The 15,650-nt window shown below is 31.1% G+C and carries 14 protein-coding genes and 1 pseudogene; 14 read left to right on the top strand and 1 reads right to left on the bottom strand.

Features of this window, described 5'->3' with window-relative positions; all coding sequences use genetic code 11:
• The first annotated feature begins 7 nt into the window (after positions 1-7).
• From CAMP18497_RS00630 to CAMP18497_RS00655, 6 genes are read left to right on the top strand one after another with little or no spacing between them, the layout of a single operon-like run.
• The gene (locus CAMP18497_RS00630; protein ID WP_337212108.1) at positions 8-1,429 is read left to right on the top strand and encodes a Fe-S-containing protein; all 1,422 of its coding nucleotides are present in this window, start codon (positions 8-10) and stop codon (positions 1,427-1,429) included.
• A complete protein-coding gene (locus CAMP18497_RS00635; protein WP_337212109.1) occupies positions 1,419-2,711 on the top strand; it encodes an ABC transporter permease in 1,293 nt (430 codons plus the stop codon). Before CAMP18497_RS00630 ends, CAMP18497_RS00635 begins: the two co-directional genes overlap by 11 nt.
• Entirely contained in the window at positions 2,701-3,816 is a 1,116-nt protein-coding gene (locus tag CAMP18497_RS00640; RefSeq protein ID WP_337212110.1) for an ABC transporter permease, read from the top strand. The genes CAMP18497_RS00635 and CAMP18497_RS00640 overlap by 11 nt, the downstream gene beginning before the upstream one ends.
• Positions 3,816-4,472 (top strand): ABC transporter ATP-binding protein, encoded by a 657-nt coding sequence (locus CAMP18497_RS00645; protein ID WP_012661870.1) that lies wholly within the window; start codon positions 3,816-3,818, stop codon positions 4,470-4,472. Before CAMP18497_RS00640 ends, CAMP18497_RS00645 begins: the two co-directional genes overlap by 1 nt.
• Positions 4,462-4,953, top strand: coding sequence for a TlpA family protein disulfide reductase (locus tag CAMP18497_RS00650; protein ID WP_263706905.1), 492 nt, complete (start codon positions 4,462-4,464; stop codon positions 4,951-4,953). Before CAMP18497_RS00645 ends, CAMP18497_RS00650 begins: the two co-directional genes overlap by 11 nt.
• Complete coding sequence (locus CAMP18497_RS00655) at positions 4,944-5,411, top strand: TlpA family protein disulfide reductase (RefSeq protein WP_337212111.1); 468 nt, start codon at positions 4,944-4,946, stop codon at positions 5,409-5,411. The genes CAMP18497_RS00650 and CAMP18497_RS00655 overlap by 10 nt, the downstream gene beginning before the upstream one ends.
• Positions 5,412-5,457: 46 nt before the next feature.
• Here CAMP18497_RS00655 and CAMP18497_RS00660 read toward each other — a convergent pair whose 3' ends face one another.
• Positions 5,458-6,549: a CinA family protein gene (locus CAMP18497_RS00660; RefSeq protein WP_337212112.1), complete on the bottom strand. Its 1,092-nt coding sequence runs from the start codon at positions 6,547-6,549 to the stop codon at positions 5,458-5,460.
• 100 nt (positions 6,550-6,649) lie between these two features.
• Here CAMP18497_RS00660 and ileS point away from each other — a divergent pair, with 100 nt between their 5' ends.
• From ileS to CAMP18497_RS00700, 8 genes and pseudogenes are all read left to right on the top strand, one after another.
• Complete coding sequence (gene ileS, locus CAMP18497_RS00665; protein WP_337212113.1) at positions 6,650-9,415, top strand: isoleucine--tRNA ligase; 2,766 nt, start codon at positions 6,650-6,652, stop codon at positions 9,413-9,415.
• Positions 9,416-9,514: 99 nt separating this feature from the next.
• Positions 9,515-10,879, top strand: coding sequence for an Asp-tRNA(Asn)/Glu-tRNA(Gln) amidotransferase subunit GatA (gene gatA, locus CAMP18497_RS00670; protein ID WP_337212114.1), 1,365 nt, complete (start codon positions 9,515-9,517; stop codon positions 10,877-10,879).
• A 10-nt stretch (positions 10,880-10,889) separates the two neighbouring features.
• A complete protein-coding gene (gene guaB / locus CAMP18497_RS00675; protein WP_337212115.1) occupies positions 10,890-12,341 on the top strand; it encodes an IMP dehydrogenase in 1,452 nt (483 codons plus the stop codon).
• Complete coding sequence (gene xseB, locus CAMP18497_RS00680) at positions 12,341-12,514, top strand: exodeoxyribonuclease VII small subunit (protein ID WP_039628709.1); 174 nt, start codon at positions 12,341-12,343, stop codon at positions 12,512-12,514. The genes guaB and xseB overlap by 1 nt, the downstream gene beginning before the upstream one ends.
• The gene (locus CAMP18497_RS00685; protein ID WP_337212116.1) at positions 12,507-13,295 is read left to right on the top strand and encodes a carbon-nitrogen hydrolase family protein; all 789 of its coding nucleotides are present in this window, start codon (positions 12,507-12,509) and stop codon (positions 13,293-13,295) included. The genes xseB and CAMP18497_RS00685 overlap by 8 nt, the downstream gene beginning before the upstream one ends.
• 127 nt (positions 13,296-13,422) lie before the next feature.
• Positions 13,423-14,715 carry a UDP-N-acetylmuramate--L-alanine ligase gene (gene murC, locus CAMP18497_RS00690; RefSeq protein ID WP_337212117.1) on the top strand — a complete coding sequence of 431 codons (1,293 nt, stop codon included), beginning with the start codon at positions 13,423-13,425 and terminating at the stop codon, positions 14,713-14,715.
• A complete protein-coding gene (locus CAMP18497_RS00695; protein ID WP_337212118.1) occupies positions 14,708-15,055 on the top strand; it encodes a hypothetical protein in 348 nt (115 codons plus the stop codon). The genes murC and CAMP18497_RS00695 overlap by 8 nt, the downstream gene beginning before the upstream one ends.
• Positions 15,055-15,650, top strand: a pseudogene (locus CAMP18497_RS00700) (endonuclease MutS2); the annotation flags it as partial. The gene CAMP18497_RS00695 and the pseudogene CAMP18497_RS00700, both read left to right, overlap by 1 nt.

Consider the following 15,650-nt stretch of genomic DNA (forward strand, 5'->3'; position numbering starts at 1 on the left):
AGAGCCCATGTCGATTTATTTTGTACATTTTTTTGGAGTATTTTTTTCTTACGCACTTTTAAGTGCTTTATTTTTTTATAATCTAAAAAATTCTTTAGTGTTTAAACTTGCTTTTGTGGGTTTTGTTTTTTCTTATTTTGCTTTTTTTATTAGCGCTAAAACACTAAGTTATGATTTGTTGTATTTTTCTAATGATGTTTTATTTGTTTTATTGTTTTTAAGTGTTATCATTTTTTCTTTTATAAAAAATAATTTTTTAAAAGAAAAAATTCAAACTATTTTGCTTTTTTTATTATCTTTTGCTTTTGGTATAAAATATTTACATATTTCTATAGACTTTCCTATATTAAGCACTAATTTTTTAGATTCTTTAGCGATTAGTTCTTTTGGGCTTATTTTGCTTGCTTTTGTTGTGTGTTTTGGGGCTTATCTTTTTACAAGATGGTTAAGGGAATTTAAATTTAAGTTTTTAAATTTATTTTTATTTATTATTGTGATTTTTTATCTAAATGAAGTTTTAGCTCAAATTTTATTACACCTTATGAGAGAAGGTGTGATAGAAACAGAAAGTTTGTATTTAAGCTATGTGGCAAAAAGCGTATATTATGCTAAATTTTATACATATATATGGTTTTTATTATTGTTTATTTGTATAGTCTTAGCTCTAAAACAAAGAGTGGGAGAAAATACTAAGAAAAAAGATTTTGATATAGAATTTAGAAAAAATCAAGCAAAAAATTCAACTATAACTAGCTTTAGCGCAAGTATTTTTAGTGCTATGATTTTAAGTCTTTGTATTTTTCTCTTTTATGACTTACATGCTTCAAGACCGGTAACCATAGATGAACCAACCTATGTAGAGCCAAATGAAAATGATGAATTTGTCTTTGATGTAGCGATTTTAAGAGATAATAACTTACATCGCTTTGCTTATATTAGCGATGAGGGTAAGGTAGTGAGATTTTTCTTAATTAACAAAAGAGAAGATAAAGACTCGCCAGTAGCGGTTTTTGATGCTTGTAGTATATGTGGAGATATGGGGTATGTTAAAAAAGGTGGAGAGTTAATTTGTATTTCATGTAATGTTAGAATTTTCTTACCAAGTGTAGGTAAGGCAGGTGGGTGCAATCCTATCCCTATGAAATATAAATTTGAAAATGGTAAAGTTATCATACCTTTTTCAGAAATTTTAGATGGGGTAAATTTTTTCACTCAAGTAGTAGAAAAGAAAGTTTATGATCCTATTGACAATACTGAATTAATTAATTTAAAAGCACCAAGATCTTATGTTTATAAAGGTAGAACATATTTTTTTGCTAATGAAAAAAACTATGAAGAGTTTAAAAACGATCCTTTAAAATACATTGATATGAATAAAACATCAAGATATAGAATTCATAATTTATTAGGAAATGACTATGCAAATTAAGATTGTAAAAAATTCCATTTTTCAAAATAAAATTCAAAAATCTCTTGCTTTGCTAACGATTTTTTTAGCTACTTTACTTATGGCTACTATGTTAAATCTTACTTTGGGCATAGGTAATGAAATCACAAAAGAATTAAGAAGTTACGGATCAAATATTTTAGTTTTACCTAAAGGTGCAAGTTTAAGTGTGGAAGTGGGTAATAAAATCTATGAGCCTTTGAAAAATCAAAATTTTTTAGAAGAAAGCAAACTCCATACTATAAAAGAAATTTTTTGGAGAAATAATATCAACGCCTTTGCACCATTTTTAGATACCCAAGTAAAAATTCAAACTCCAAATGCAAATTATGAAAATATCTCTTTAGTGGGAACTTATTTTGATAAGGCTATAAAGGTGCAAGATGATGATGATTTTTATGCGGGTATTAAAGAATTATACAAATATAGTCAAATCAAAGGAAATTATCCAAAAGATGATAGTTTAGATGAAATAATGCTAGGAAAAGACTTAGCGCAAAAATATGATTTAAAAATAGATGATGAAATCACCCTGATACAAAATGAACAATTTTTTAAAGTAAAAATTGTTGGTATTATAGACTTAACTCAAGCCTTTTCAAATAAAATCATTACTTCTTTACTTTTAGCGCAAAAACTTTCTAAAAAAGAAGGTTTATTTGCTAAAGCAGAAGTTTCAGCTTTAACTATACCTGAAAATGATTTAGCACAAAAAGCAAGACGCGATGTAGATAGTCTTAATCAGCTTGAGTATGATCAGTGGTATTGCACTGCTTATGTAAGTTCTATTGCTTATCAAATCGCAGAAGATTTTAAAGGTGCTAGCACAAAAGTAGTGAGTGCGATTTCAGATGCAGAAAGTTTGATAGTATCTAAAATTCAATCTTTAATGGGTGTAGTTAGCATTATATGTTTAATCGTAGCTTCCATAGCCATATCATCTTTAATGAGTGCAGATATTTTTAGAAGAAAAAGCGAAATAGGACTTTTAAAAGCTTTGGGTGCTAGCACTTTGCAAATTTATATGATTTTTGCACTAGAAGGGGTTGTGGTAGCTTTAGTTGGGGCTGTTTTGGGCTTTGCTTTTGGTATAGGTATGTCAGAGATTATCGCCTTGAGTATATTTGAACATATCATTGAAATTTCTTGGATTATCCTGCCAATTTGTTTATTTTTTGCAGTGCTTATAGTATTTTTAGGGTGTTTGTTTTCTATCAAAGGAATTTCTAAACTTTCTACTTCAGAGGTTTTATATGGGAAATAATTTTTTTATGCAAGAGGTTTTTAAATCTCTTATTTTTTCTTATAAAAGAGTTTGTATTATTTTTATAGCTGTGTTCATGGGTGCTATGGTAAGTGCTTCGTTTTTTAATATTTATTTTGATATTGACACAAAATTGTCCAAAGAATTAAAAGCTTATGGAGCTAATTTTATCATCACGCCAAAAGATGATGAGCTTTTAAGCATGGATGAATTTAATCAAGCCAAAGAAAACTTGAAAGCAAAAGCTTTAACCCCATTTTTATATGGTTTTTATAATCTTGAAAGTTCAAGTGCGGTAGTTGTTGGGGTTGATTTTGCAAATTTAAAGCTTACCAAGCCTTTTATGGAAGTTTTAAAAGGAAGCTTTTCTTTGAGTGATTTTAGTGAAGATAGTGCCTTTGTGGGGGCTGATTTAGCTAAACAATTAGAGCTTAAAATAGGACAAGAATTACAAATTTACAACCCAAGTATATCTAAAATAGTCAAAGTAAAAATCAAAGCTATTTTAAGAAGCAATGATGAGCAAGATGGGGTTTTAATCATTTCTTTAAAAAAAGCGCAAGAATTAGCAGCTAAAGAAGTGATAAATTATGCTCAAGCTATTTTACTAGGTGATTATGAAAGCTTAGATCAAAAAGCAAAAGAGCTTAGCAAGGCTAATGTAGAAGCCAAAGTCATAGCTTCAGTATCCATTAGTGAAGGTGTGATTTTAGAAAAGATCAAGGCTTTGATGGCTTTGATTAGTTTAACTATTTTGCTCATTAGTTCTTTGAGTGTAAATACCACTCTTAGTGCAGTGATTTTTTCAAGAAAAAAAGAAATAGCCTTGCACCTTGCACTAGGGGCTAAGCATAAAGAAATCATCAAGCTCTTTGGAGCTGAAGTGTTTATTTTAAGTTTAAGTGCGAGTTTGCTTGGTGCTTTTTGTGGGTATTTTTTGGCAAATATTTTTGGGTATTTGATTTTTAATGCAAGTATAGATTTTAGATTGCTTTCAGTATTTTTTGCGGTACTTGTTTCTTTGGTATTTGCTTTTTTTGCAAGTATTTTACCGCTAAAAAAAGCCTTAAAAATCAATGTTTGTGAAAATTTAAAGGGTGAGTGATGAAAAATATTATAAAAATTTCAAATTTAAATCGTAATTTTAATGAAGTTAAAGCTTTACAAAATATCAACCTAGAAGTAAAGCAAGGCGAATGGCTAGCCATTATGGGCCCATCAGGTTCAGGTAAATCAACACTTTTAAATATACTTTCTTTGATGGATACTCAAAGTAGTGGGGAGTATTTTTTAGATGATAAAGAAGTTGGAAATTTAAGCGAAGAAGAAAAAAGCGTGATTAGAAGAGAAAAAATAGGTTTGATTTTTCAACAATTTCATTTAATACCTTATTTAAATGCCTTAGAAAATGTTATGCTAGCTCAGTTTTATCACTCAAGTATAGAACAAAAAGACGCTATAATGGCGCTAGAAAAAGTAGGGCTTTCACACAGACTTACGCATTTACCAAGCCAACTAAGCGGCGGGGAGCAACAAAGACTATGTATAGCAAGAGCTTTAGTGAATGATCCTGAAATTTTATTAGCAGATGAGCCAACTGGAAATTTAGATGAGGCAAATGAAAAAAACATTCTAGAACTTTTTTGTAAATTAAAACAAGATGGCAAAACCATAGTTTTAATCACTCATAATCCAGACTTAGCTACCTTTGCTGATAGAACTATCATTTTAAGCCATGGAGTGATGAAAAGTGAAAATTAAAAGTATAATTTTAGCTTGTTTATGTTTAGTTTTTTTAAGTGCGTGTTTTGAAAACAACAATAAAAATGGTGGTAAAATAGGCTTAAAAGCACCAGAAATCGCAGCAAAAAATTTACAAGGTGAGAAAATCAAACTAGCTGATTTTGATAATCTTATCGTTTTAACTTTTGTGGAGCAAGGTTGTGCATCTTGTTTAAAAGACTTACCGCTTTTGGAAAAACTAGCTAACGAATATCCTAAAAAAATGACTATTTTAGCGCTTGATTCTATAGATAAGGGTAAGGATTTTGAAGAATTTGCTACAAAATATGATTACAAAAATATCACATTTTTGCAAGATGATTTAGATATCTCATGGCAAAGATTTAGCGTTTTTGCAGTGCCAACTACTTTTGTCATTAAAGATGGTGTTGTACAAGATAAAATCATAGGAGAAAAACCATGGTCGCAACTAAAAGCTTCTATTGCTTCTTGGCTTTAATAAGCATTTTTTTCTTTAGTGCATGCTCAAATAACGAATTTCAAACCTTAAATTCAAATCAAAACTATACTTTCAAATATGATGGTTTTGAAAAAACCTTAAAAACACAAAATGCAAATCAAGCTTATGCTTTATTTTTTTTCACGCAAGATTGTGGTGCGTGTAATGCGCAAATTTCTATGCTAAACGAGCTTTATAAGGAAAGAAATTTTCCTATTTTAGCGGTGTTAAATGGAGTTAAGTCAAAAGAAGAAGCTCAAAAAATTCTTTTGGAAAAAAAGTTAGATTTACCACTTTTATATGAAGCTAAAGCAAGTTCATTTTTGTCTAAAGCTGTGGATGGAATTTATGGCGTGCCTGTGATAGTTTTTTATGATGAAAAAGGTAAAATAAATGAAAAATTCATCGGACTTACCCCAAAAAGTGTTTTAGAAAATAAGATTAAATTTCTGCAATAATGTTTAAATTTTTAAAAATGTACGAATTTTAGTACACAAGGTTTATTTAAACCCCAAAGAAAATTTCAGGTTTTAATCTAAGCATTAAACAATATGCAGCCAAACTAGCTTGCTCTCTTGTATAGTTTCTATTGCCTTGTATATGAATGCATTCTTGTAAAAAGGTTCCATCTTTATACATAGCTCCTATGTAGATGGTGCCTGCTTTGGTATTTTTATCATTTTCTTCTCCAGCTACCCCACTAAGCGCTAAAGCAAAATCACAATTTGTGGTTTTAAAAACCCCTTTTAACATAAAATAAATACAACGATCAGAATATTCCCCAACACTTTCTAAGGTATCATTGCTCACCCCAAGCCAAGAATTTTTTAAACGATTAGAATAAGTGATCAAAGAACCCTCAAATATATTAGAAATTCCTGAATTTTCAGCAAATTTTGAAGCACAAAGTCCTGCGGTGCAACTTTCTGCAAAGGAAATTTTTAAGTTTTTTTCTAAAAGTTTTTTGGCTATAAATTTAATAGGATCATTTCCTAAAAATACTTTTCCCGTAAAAAGTTTAAAAACTCCTTTTAAAAAGCCCTCTAGTTTTCCATACTGACTAGTGCTTGCTCTAATACAAATGAGATTATCTAATAATGCACTTGAGCTAGTTTGAATTTCAAAAGAAGTAGTAAGTGTGCTAAGTAGGATATTTGCGCTCATTTCATCTATATCTAAAAGACAAAAATACGCATAGTCAAGTTCAGGATTTTGTAAAATCATAGGCAATTTTTGTTCTATATTTATATTTAATAAATTAATATGGCATTGCTCAAAAGAACTTAAAAAGGAATTTTTTTCACGCAAAGCTTTTGAAGGCACTAAAGTATCATTTTCTAAGATTAAAACATCATCATTTAAGGTTGCTATGATTTTAGCTATGGTTGTATAGTATTCACTAATGCTAAAAATGGTTATATAATCATATTTTTTAGAAAGTTTTTCAAGTAAAAAAGGAAGTTCTTTGTCAGGTTTGTTTATAAATTTTAACTCATGAAGTTCTAAAAACTGCTTTTTGTATTCTTCTTGTATATAATGCATATAATTTTCATTAATAATAATTTCACTACCTATAATGATGATAAGATGTTTCATGATTTTCCTTTTTTTCTTGCGATTATAACAAAAAAATAAGTGCAAATTAAAAGTATTTTAAGTAGAATTTACTATTTTTAAATTTTTCAAGGTGGATTATATGGATTATAAAGATACGCTATTGCTTCCAAATACGACTTTTGCAATGCGTGCAAATTTAGCAGAGCTTGAGCCTAAGCGTTTTAGCAAGTGGTTTGAAAACAACTATGCTTATGAGAAAATGAAACAAAAAAGACAAGGGGTAAGTGAGAATTTTACCTTGCATGATGGCCCTCCTTATGCTAATGGGCATTTGCATATTGGCCATGCTTTAAATAAAATTTTAAAAGATATCATCATAAAAATGCATTATTTTCAAGGTAAAAAAGTGCGTTTTACTCCGGGTTGGGATTGTCATGGTTTACCGATAGAACAGCAAGTTGAAGTTAAGCTTAAAGATAAAAAGCAAAGTTTAAGCAAAAAAGAAATTCGTGAGTTTTGTAGAGAGCATGCGAGAGAATTTGTAAATATCCAAAGAGATGAATTTAAGTCTTTGGGTGTGATTGCTGATTGGGATGAGCCATACTTGACTATGAAAAATGCTTTTGAAGCAGATATTTACAAAGCTTTATGTAAAATCGCTAAAAAAGGACTTTTGCTAGAAAGAAGCAAGCCTGTTTTTTGGAGCTGGGCTGCTAAGAGTGCATTAGCAGAAGCTGAAGTGGAGTATGAAGATAAAGAAGATTATTCTATTTTTGTAGCTTTTGAGCTTGATAAGACTTCCCTTGAAAAGCTAGGTGTAAAAAAAGCTAAAGCAGTTATTTGGACTACCACACCTTGGACTTTGCCAGCAAATCAAGCTATATCTTTAAATCCAAATGAAAAATATGTTATTACTAAAGAAGGTTATATTTTTGCTAAAGCCTTACTTGAAAATATGATCAATAAAAACTTCACTCAAGGAAAAATTCAAAAAGAACTTTTGGGTTCTGAATTTGAAAATTTAAGTGCTATTAATCCACTCAATCAAAGAAAATCCACTCTTATTTTAGGCGATCATGTTTTAATGGAAGGTGGAACAGGGCTTGTGCATACTGCACCAGGACATGGTGAGGATGATTATTATGTGTGCTTAAAATATGGCATTGAAGTGATTATGCCAGTAGATGATGGTGGGTGTTATGATGAAACGCTAAGAGCTAAAGGACTTTTACCAGAACATTTGCTAAATGAGTTTATAGGACTTCATATTTTTAAAGCAAATGAGCGTATTTTAGAATTGCTTGGCGAAGCTTTGCTTGAAAGTTCTAAATTTACACATTCTTATCCATTTTGTTGGAGAACACATAAACCGGTTATTTATAGAGCTACAAAACAATGGTTTATCTTAATGGATGAGAAAAAACTAGATGGAAAATCTTTAAGAGAGCTAGCGCTAGAACAGTTAAATAATGTGAAATTTTACCCAGAAAGTGGTGTAAAAAGACTTAGTTCTATGATAGAAAATCGCCCTGATTGGTGTATATCAAGACAAAGAGACTGGGGTGTGCCTATAGCGTTTTTTAGAGATAAAAGCACTAAAGAAGTGATTTTTGATGATGATGTTTTAGATCATTTAGTGGGAATTTTTGAAGCAAATGGAGCTGATGCGTGGTGGGATTTAGAAATAAAAGATTTATTACCGCCAAATAGCAAATATGATCCAAATAATTTAGAAAAAGTTTATGATATTTTAGATGTTTGGTTTGATAGTGGTAGTACTTGGGAAGCAGTATTAAACTCAGCAAGATATGATGCAGGAGAATATCAAGCTTCAATGTATCTTGAAGGAAGTGACCAGCACCGTGGGTGGTTTCAAAGCTCACTTTTAATTTCTACTGCTATCAATCACAAAACCCCATATAAAAACATACTTACTCATGGCTTTACTGTTGATGAAAAGGGTCAAAAAATGAGTAAATCTAAGGGTAATGTGATTTTACCTCAAAATGTAGCTAAAAATTATGGGGTAGAAATTTTAAGACTTTGGATAATGCTTAGTGATTATTCAACGGACTTAAAAATTTCAGATAATATCTTAAAACAAGTAAGCGAGCAGTATAGAAAGATAAGAAATACTATAAGATTTTTACTTGCAAATACTAATGATATGGAATTTTTAGAAACAAAAAATTTCACACTTTTAGATAAGTGGATTTTAATGCGTGCAAAAGTTGCTTTTGAAGCATGTGAAGCTGCTTTTGAAAAATATGAATTTGCAAAAGGCTTTAGTGTGCTTTTAAATTTCTTAAGTGCGGATTTAAGTGGAATTTACTTAGATGTGTGCAAAGACAGATTATATTGTAATGCAAAAGATGATACAAAGAGAGTAAGCGCGCAAAGTGCTATGGTGCTAATAGCTAGAAAACTTTTTGCGCTTTTAGCTCCAAGTCTAACTTATACCATAGATGAAGCTTTAGAGCATGCAAATGTGGCTATTAAAGAAAATGCTAAAGATGTGTTTGATTTGGTATTAAAAAATGGCTTTGATTATGAGTATAAAATCGAGGATGAATTATTTATAAAATTAAGAGAAAAATTCTTTGAGCTTGTTGATGTGTTAAAAAAAGATAAAATCATCAAATCAACTCTAGAGTTAAGCTTGCAAACAAGTGCAAATGAACTTTTAAGTGAAGATATTGAAGAAGTAGCTGATTGGTTTATGGTAAGCTCGGTAGAAAGCTTAGATGATAAAGAAGCTTTGAGTGAGTTTAAAATAGATGATCATAGTTTTAAAATCGTGCGTTCTTCGTTACACAAGTGCCCAAGATGTTGGAAGTTTTTAGCAAAAGAAGAAGAATGCTTATGTCCAAGATGTAATAGCGTGGAAAAAGCAAAAAATGTTTGAGCAAGCTTTACCTTTTAGCGTGGTGGTGATTACTTTATTGAGCTTTTTATTGATCACGCTTTTTTTGTTTTATTTGGTTAAAAAAATTAAGGATAAATAATGGTAACTTTAAAAGAAGCTTTGAAATTTTCAAATGAAGAATTAGAAAATCTAAAAAAAGAATTAAATGAAAAAGCATATCAGCAAAAGCATTTAGGTGCTTATGTAGAGCAGTTTTTAAATAAAGACTTAAGCACTTCAGGTGCAGGTGTGCCAGTAGCTATAAAAGATAATATTAGTGTAAAAGATTGGGAGTTAACTTGTGGTTCTAAAATTTTACAAGGCTATGTGGCTCCTTATGATGCAAGTGCTATTGTAAATTTACGCAAAAATAATTTTGCTCCATTTGGAAGATGTAATATGGATGAGTTTGCTATGGGAAGTACGAGTGCGACTTCTTTTTATGGTAAGACTTTAAACCCACTTGATAATGCCAAAGTCCCAGGTGGAAGTAGTGGAGGGAGTGCTACTGCAGTTGCTGCGGGGATAGCTTTGGCAAGTTTGGGTTCAGATACGGGTGGTTCGGTAAGACAGCCTGCTGCATTTTGTGGTTGTGTTGGATTTAAGCCAAGTTATGGAAGAGTTAGTAGGTATGGTTTAGCAGCGTATTCTTCAAGCCTTGATCAAATCGGAGTTTTAACGCAAAATGTTGAAGATGCTGCGATTTTATATGATGCTATTGCAGGTTATGATGAAAAAGATAGCACAAGTGCAAACATAGCTTTTGAACCAACCGCGCCAAAACTAAATGCAAATAAAAAGCTAAAAATAGCTGTGATTAAAAACTATGTAGAGCAAACTAATGATGATGTAAAACAAGCCTTATTAAAAACCATAGATATGTTAAAAGCAAATGGCCATGAGATTGTATATAAAGACTTAATGGATTCTACATTTGATGTTGCGGCTTATTATATCATAGCAGCGGCTGAAGCAAGTGCAAATTTAAGCCGTTATGATGGCGTAAGATATGGTAGAAGAAGCGAAAAATGTGACAATCTTAGCCAAATGTATGTAAATAGTAGAAGCGAGGGCTTTGGAGAGGAAGTAAAAAGAAGAATTTTGTTAGGAACCTTTGTTTTAAGTAGTGGGTATTATGATGCATACTATATCAAAGCACAAAAGGCTAGAAGATTTATCAAGCAAAAATATGAAGAAATTTTAAATGATTGTGATTTGATTTTTATGCCAGTTGCTCCAAGTGTTGCTTTTGGCTTTAATGATATTAAAACTCCGGTGCAAATGTATTTAGAAGATGTATTTACTATTTCAGTGAATTTAGCAGGACTTGGTGGTATTAGTGTACCTGTAGGAAAAAATGAAAATGGACTTAATATCTCTGCTCAACTTATATGTAAAGCTTATGATGAGCAAACTTTGTTAGATGGTGCTTTAAGCTTGGAAGAAATTATCAAAAACAAATAAAGGAAAAATTATGAAAATCATCAAACGCGCTTTGACTTTTGAAGATGTTTTGCTAGTTCCTCAATATTCTGAGGTTTTACCTAAAGAAGTAGATATTAAAACAAGGCTTACAAAAAATATCACTTTAAATATGCCTTTAATTTCAGCTGCTATGGATACAGTTACTGAGCATAGAGCCGCTATTATGATGGCAAGACTTGGTGGCATAGGGGTAATCCATAAAAATATGGATATAGCTTCACAAGTTAGAGAGATAAAAAGAGTTAAAAAAAGTGAAAGTGGCGTGATTATGGATCCTATTTATATAGGACCTAAAGCAAGTGTGAAAGAAGCATTAGAACTCATGGCTGAATATAGAATTTCAGGAGTTCCTGTGGTAGATGAGAATAAAACTCTAATAGGAATTTTAACTAATCGTGATTTGAGATTTGAAACTAATTTTGATAATTTAGTAGAAAATGTAATGACAAAAATGCCTTTAATCACTGCTAAAAAGGGTTCTACTTTAGATGATGCAGAAAGGATTTTTTCTACTAATAAGGTAGAAAAACTTCCTATTGTAGATGAAAATAACCACTTAGAAGGCTTAATCACTATAAAAGATTTAAAAAAGCGTAAAGAATATCCAAATTCAAATAAAGATGCCTATGGAAGATTAAGAGTGGCTGCAGCTGTGGGTGTGGGTCAGCTTGATCGTGTAAAGGCTTTAGTAGAAGCTGGAGTTGATGTTATAGTAATGGATAGCGCGCATGGGCATTCTAAAGGGATTATTGATACATTAAAAGCAATTAAGGCTGAATTTAATGTAGATGTAATAGTAGGAAATGTTGCAAGTGCTAAAGCGGTTAAAGATTTATGTGAAGCAGGTGCGGATGCTATTAAGATAGGTATAGGGCCTGGAAGTATTTGTACTACACGCATTGTTTCAGGTGTGGGTGTGCCTCAAATTTCAGCTATAGATGAATGTGCGATAGAAGCAAGTAAATACGGCGTGCCAGTAATCGCTGATGGGGGTATAAAATATTCAGGCGATATTGCAAAAGCTATTGCAGCAGGTGCAAGTAGTGTGATGATAGGTTCACTTTTAGCAGGAACTGATGAGAGTCCAGGTGAGTTATTTACTTATCAAGGAAGACAATATAAGAGTTATCGTGGTATGGGAAGCTTAGGCGCTATGCAAAAAGGTAGTTCAGATAGATATTTCCAAGAAGGTACGGCTCAAGATAAGCTTGTGCCTGAAGGTATTGAAGGTAGGGTGCCTTATGTAGGAAGTATAAAAAGCGTAGTGCATCAACTTTTAGGTGGGCTTAGATCTTCTATGGGTTATGTAGGCGCAGTAGATATCAAAGCTTTCCAAGAAAGAGCTGAATTTGTAGAAATCACCGCAGCAGGGTTAAAAGAAAGCCATGTGCATGATGTAACTATCACTGCTGAAGCACCAAATTATAAGGTAAGTAATTAATGGAATTTGAAGATCACATCAAACAAGCTGAGCTTTCTTTGGAAAAACTTAACGATAAAGATTTAGACCTTAAAACTTGTGTGGAAATTTATAAAGAAGGTTTAAAAAGTATCAAACAAGCAAGAACTATGCTTGAAAATGCTAAATTAGAAATCGAGCAAGTAGATGAGTAGCGTTGCAGCCTTGCAATTTCCCACTTTGGCTTTGAGTGAATCAAGGCTTGATTATTATCTAAAAGCTGCTAAGGAAAGTGGTGCGAATTTGGTGGTTTTAGGTGAGTATGTTTTAAATAGCTTTTTTAGTGAGCTAAAAACTATGCCAAAAAGTATGATCAAAGAGCAAAGTCAAAGCAAAAAAGCAAGCTTGATAAAGCTTGCTAAAAAATATGATTTAAACATTATTGCACCTTTCATAAGTGTTGAAAATGATGGCTTAAAAAAACTATGCTTAAAAGTAAGCCCACAAAATGTAAAAGCATATGAACAACAAATTTTAATGCCTTATGCACACTGGAATGAAGAAAAATTTTTTAATAATAAAAAAACTGATAAGCTTAAACTTTTTACTTTCACACATGAGGGCTTAAAATGTGCTTTGCTTTTTGGCTTTGAGGCACATTTTGATATCTTTTGGCAAATGATCATGAAAAAAAAGATAGACTTAGTCATCATTCCTACAGCTAGTACTTTTGAAAGTAATCAAAGATGGCTAGAACTTTTAAAAACAAGAGCCTTTTTAAACTCAACAAGCATTTTAAGGGTTAATCGTATAGGTAATTTAAAGCAAGAAAATGAGTGGAAATTTTATGGAGATAGCTTTTTTATTAATGCTTTTGGCGAAGTGCAAGAGCAACTTGGCGATCAAGAAGAAATGCTTGTGGTAGAAGTTAGTAAAGCAAATGAAGCTAGAAATTTATGGGGTTTTGATAAGCTTATAAAAAATTATGAAGAATAAAATTTATTTTAGTTTTTTAAAAAGTAAAAACAATGAGAGATTTTATCTCTAAGGGCTTTTTATATTTTATTTTTAGTAAATAAATGATAGAATTTTGCCTTAAATTTTCAAAAAATTTGAGGCAAGAATGCAAAAAATTCATTTTATAGGTATAGGTGGTATTGGAATTTCAGCTTTGGCGAGATTTTTAAAAGAACAAGGCTTTAAGATTAGTGGTTCTGATATCAAAGAAAGTAAAATCACAAAAGAATTAGAAAAAGAAGGTATAGATATAAAAATTCCTCATCATAAAGACAATGTCAAAGATGTGGATTTAGTGGTGTATTCAGCTGCTATCAAAGAAGACAATGAAGAATTAATTAGTGCAAAAAAACAAAACATCACAACACTTTCAAGAAAAGAAGCCTTGCCTATGATTTTAAAAGACAAGAGAGTTTTTGCAGTTGCGGGAGCTCATGGCAAAAGCACAACTTCAAGCATTTTAGCAAGCTTGATAGAAGCTTCTGTGATTATTGGTGCAGTGTTAAAAGAAAGTGGCACTAATATGCTTTATAAAGAAAGTGAAAATCTCATCTTTGAAGCTGATGAGAGTGATAGTTCTTTTTTAAATTCAAATCCTTATTTGGCTATAGTGACTAATGTTGAAGCAGAACATTTAGATCATTATGGAAATGATCTTGAAAAATTACACAAAGCTTATGAAGACTTTTTGCGTTTGTCTAAAATTCAAGTGATTAATGCTGAAGATGAGTTTTTATCAAGTTTAAATTTAAATAATGCAAAAAAGCTTTACCCAAGCAAAGATATCACAAATATTTATATGAAAGTAGAAAATTTTAAGCCAAAAACCTATTTTACACTTAAAGATTTAGGTGAATTTAGCGTTTTTGGCATGGGTGAGCATGTGGCGATGGACGCTGCTTTGGCTATTTTGGTTGCGAGTGAATTTATAAGCACAGAAGAGCTAAGAACTAAGCTTTTGAAATATCAAGGGATTAAAAAAAGATTTGATATTTTGTTTGCAAATGAAAATATGGCTTTGATTGATGATTATGGGCATCATCCAACAGAAATCAAAACAACACTTAAAGCAGCAAGTGTGTATGCAAGGCTAGCTGGATATGAAAAAATCATAGCTATTTTTGAGCCTCATCGTTATACGCGTTTAAGTGCAAATATAGAGTATTTTAGTGAAGTTTTAGCAAATGTTGATGAGCTTTATATTTTACCTGTGTATGCAGCAGGGGAAACTAAAATAGAGATTAATATGCAAAAATACTTTCCAAAAGCTAAATTTATAAAAGAAATTAAAAGAAAAGAAAATGCTATTTATCTTGATGATGAGTTGATTGAAAATGGTTTGGTAATAGGCTTTGGTGCGGGAGATATTAGCATAAAGCTCAGGGGAAAGTATGTTTAAGATTTTTTTATATATCTTAGCTTTTTTTGCGATTTTACTTTTTTTTGTTTTTTTGCGTAAAAAAATAGGTAAGATTAGTAATTATCTTTTGATTTTAGTATTGATTTTGATGGTTGCTTTTGCGATTAAATTTGAGTTAAGTGCCACAAGAAGTGGTGTTTTAAAAAAAGAAACACTCAATGCGTTTTTACAAGGACAAAGTCTAATTTGCAAAGATATTAATGTCACTAAAGAGTATTTTAACTTTGAGCATGGAACGCAAAGTTTTATTTCAAATGGTAAAAATAAACAATTTAAAGCCTATGTTTTTGATATAAAAGATTGCAAGGTAGATAAATAATGCAAGAGCAATTTTTTAAAAAGCTAGATTTAGATGGCTATATAGAAGACTTTAGGGGACTTTTTGCAAGAGATAAAGAAATTTTTTTACAAGGTGATAGTAAGCTTCATTATAAAAGAATCAACGAACTTTCGCTGATTAATTTTAATCCTCCACCTATGATAGAAGGGCTAAATAGTGCTTTAACTCATCTTAGCAAGCAAGGAATTTTACATTTAAGTCAAAGCTTTGAATTTATTAAAATCTGTATGTATTTTAGATACTTAAAGGGCTTAAAATTTGAAGAAAGTTTAAAAGAATGGCTTTTAAAAATAGAAATTCCACAGGCTATTTTAGAGCTTTTTGAGTATTTTGATGAAAAGGGTGAGATTAAAGAAAGTGTTGATGAAAGACTTGTTAATCTAAATTTAGCTCTAAAAATGAAAAAAGAAAGCTTGGTAGCTGAGTTTAAAAAACTCACCTATACTAAAAATCTTAGTGCTTATTTAATTGATACGCAAATTCATCTTATCAATGGTATGGAAGCTTTGCTTTTACGTGGCGGATTTAATCATGTCTTAAAAGCAAAAATCATAGGTAGAAGTAGTGGCGGTGG

It is taken from the genome of Campylobacter sp. W0066.1, from assembly GCF_024723635.1.
In the GTDB taxonomy this organism is placed as follows: domain Bacteria; phylum Campylobacterota; class Campylobacteria; order Campylobacterales; family Campylobacteraceae; genus Campylobacter_D; species Campylobacter_D lari_C.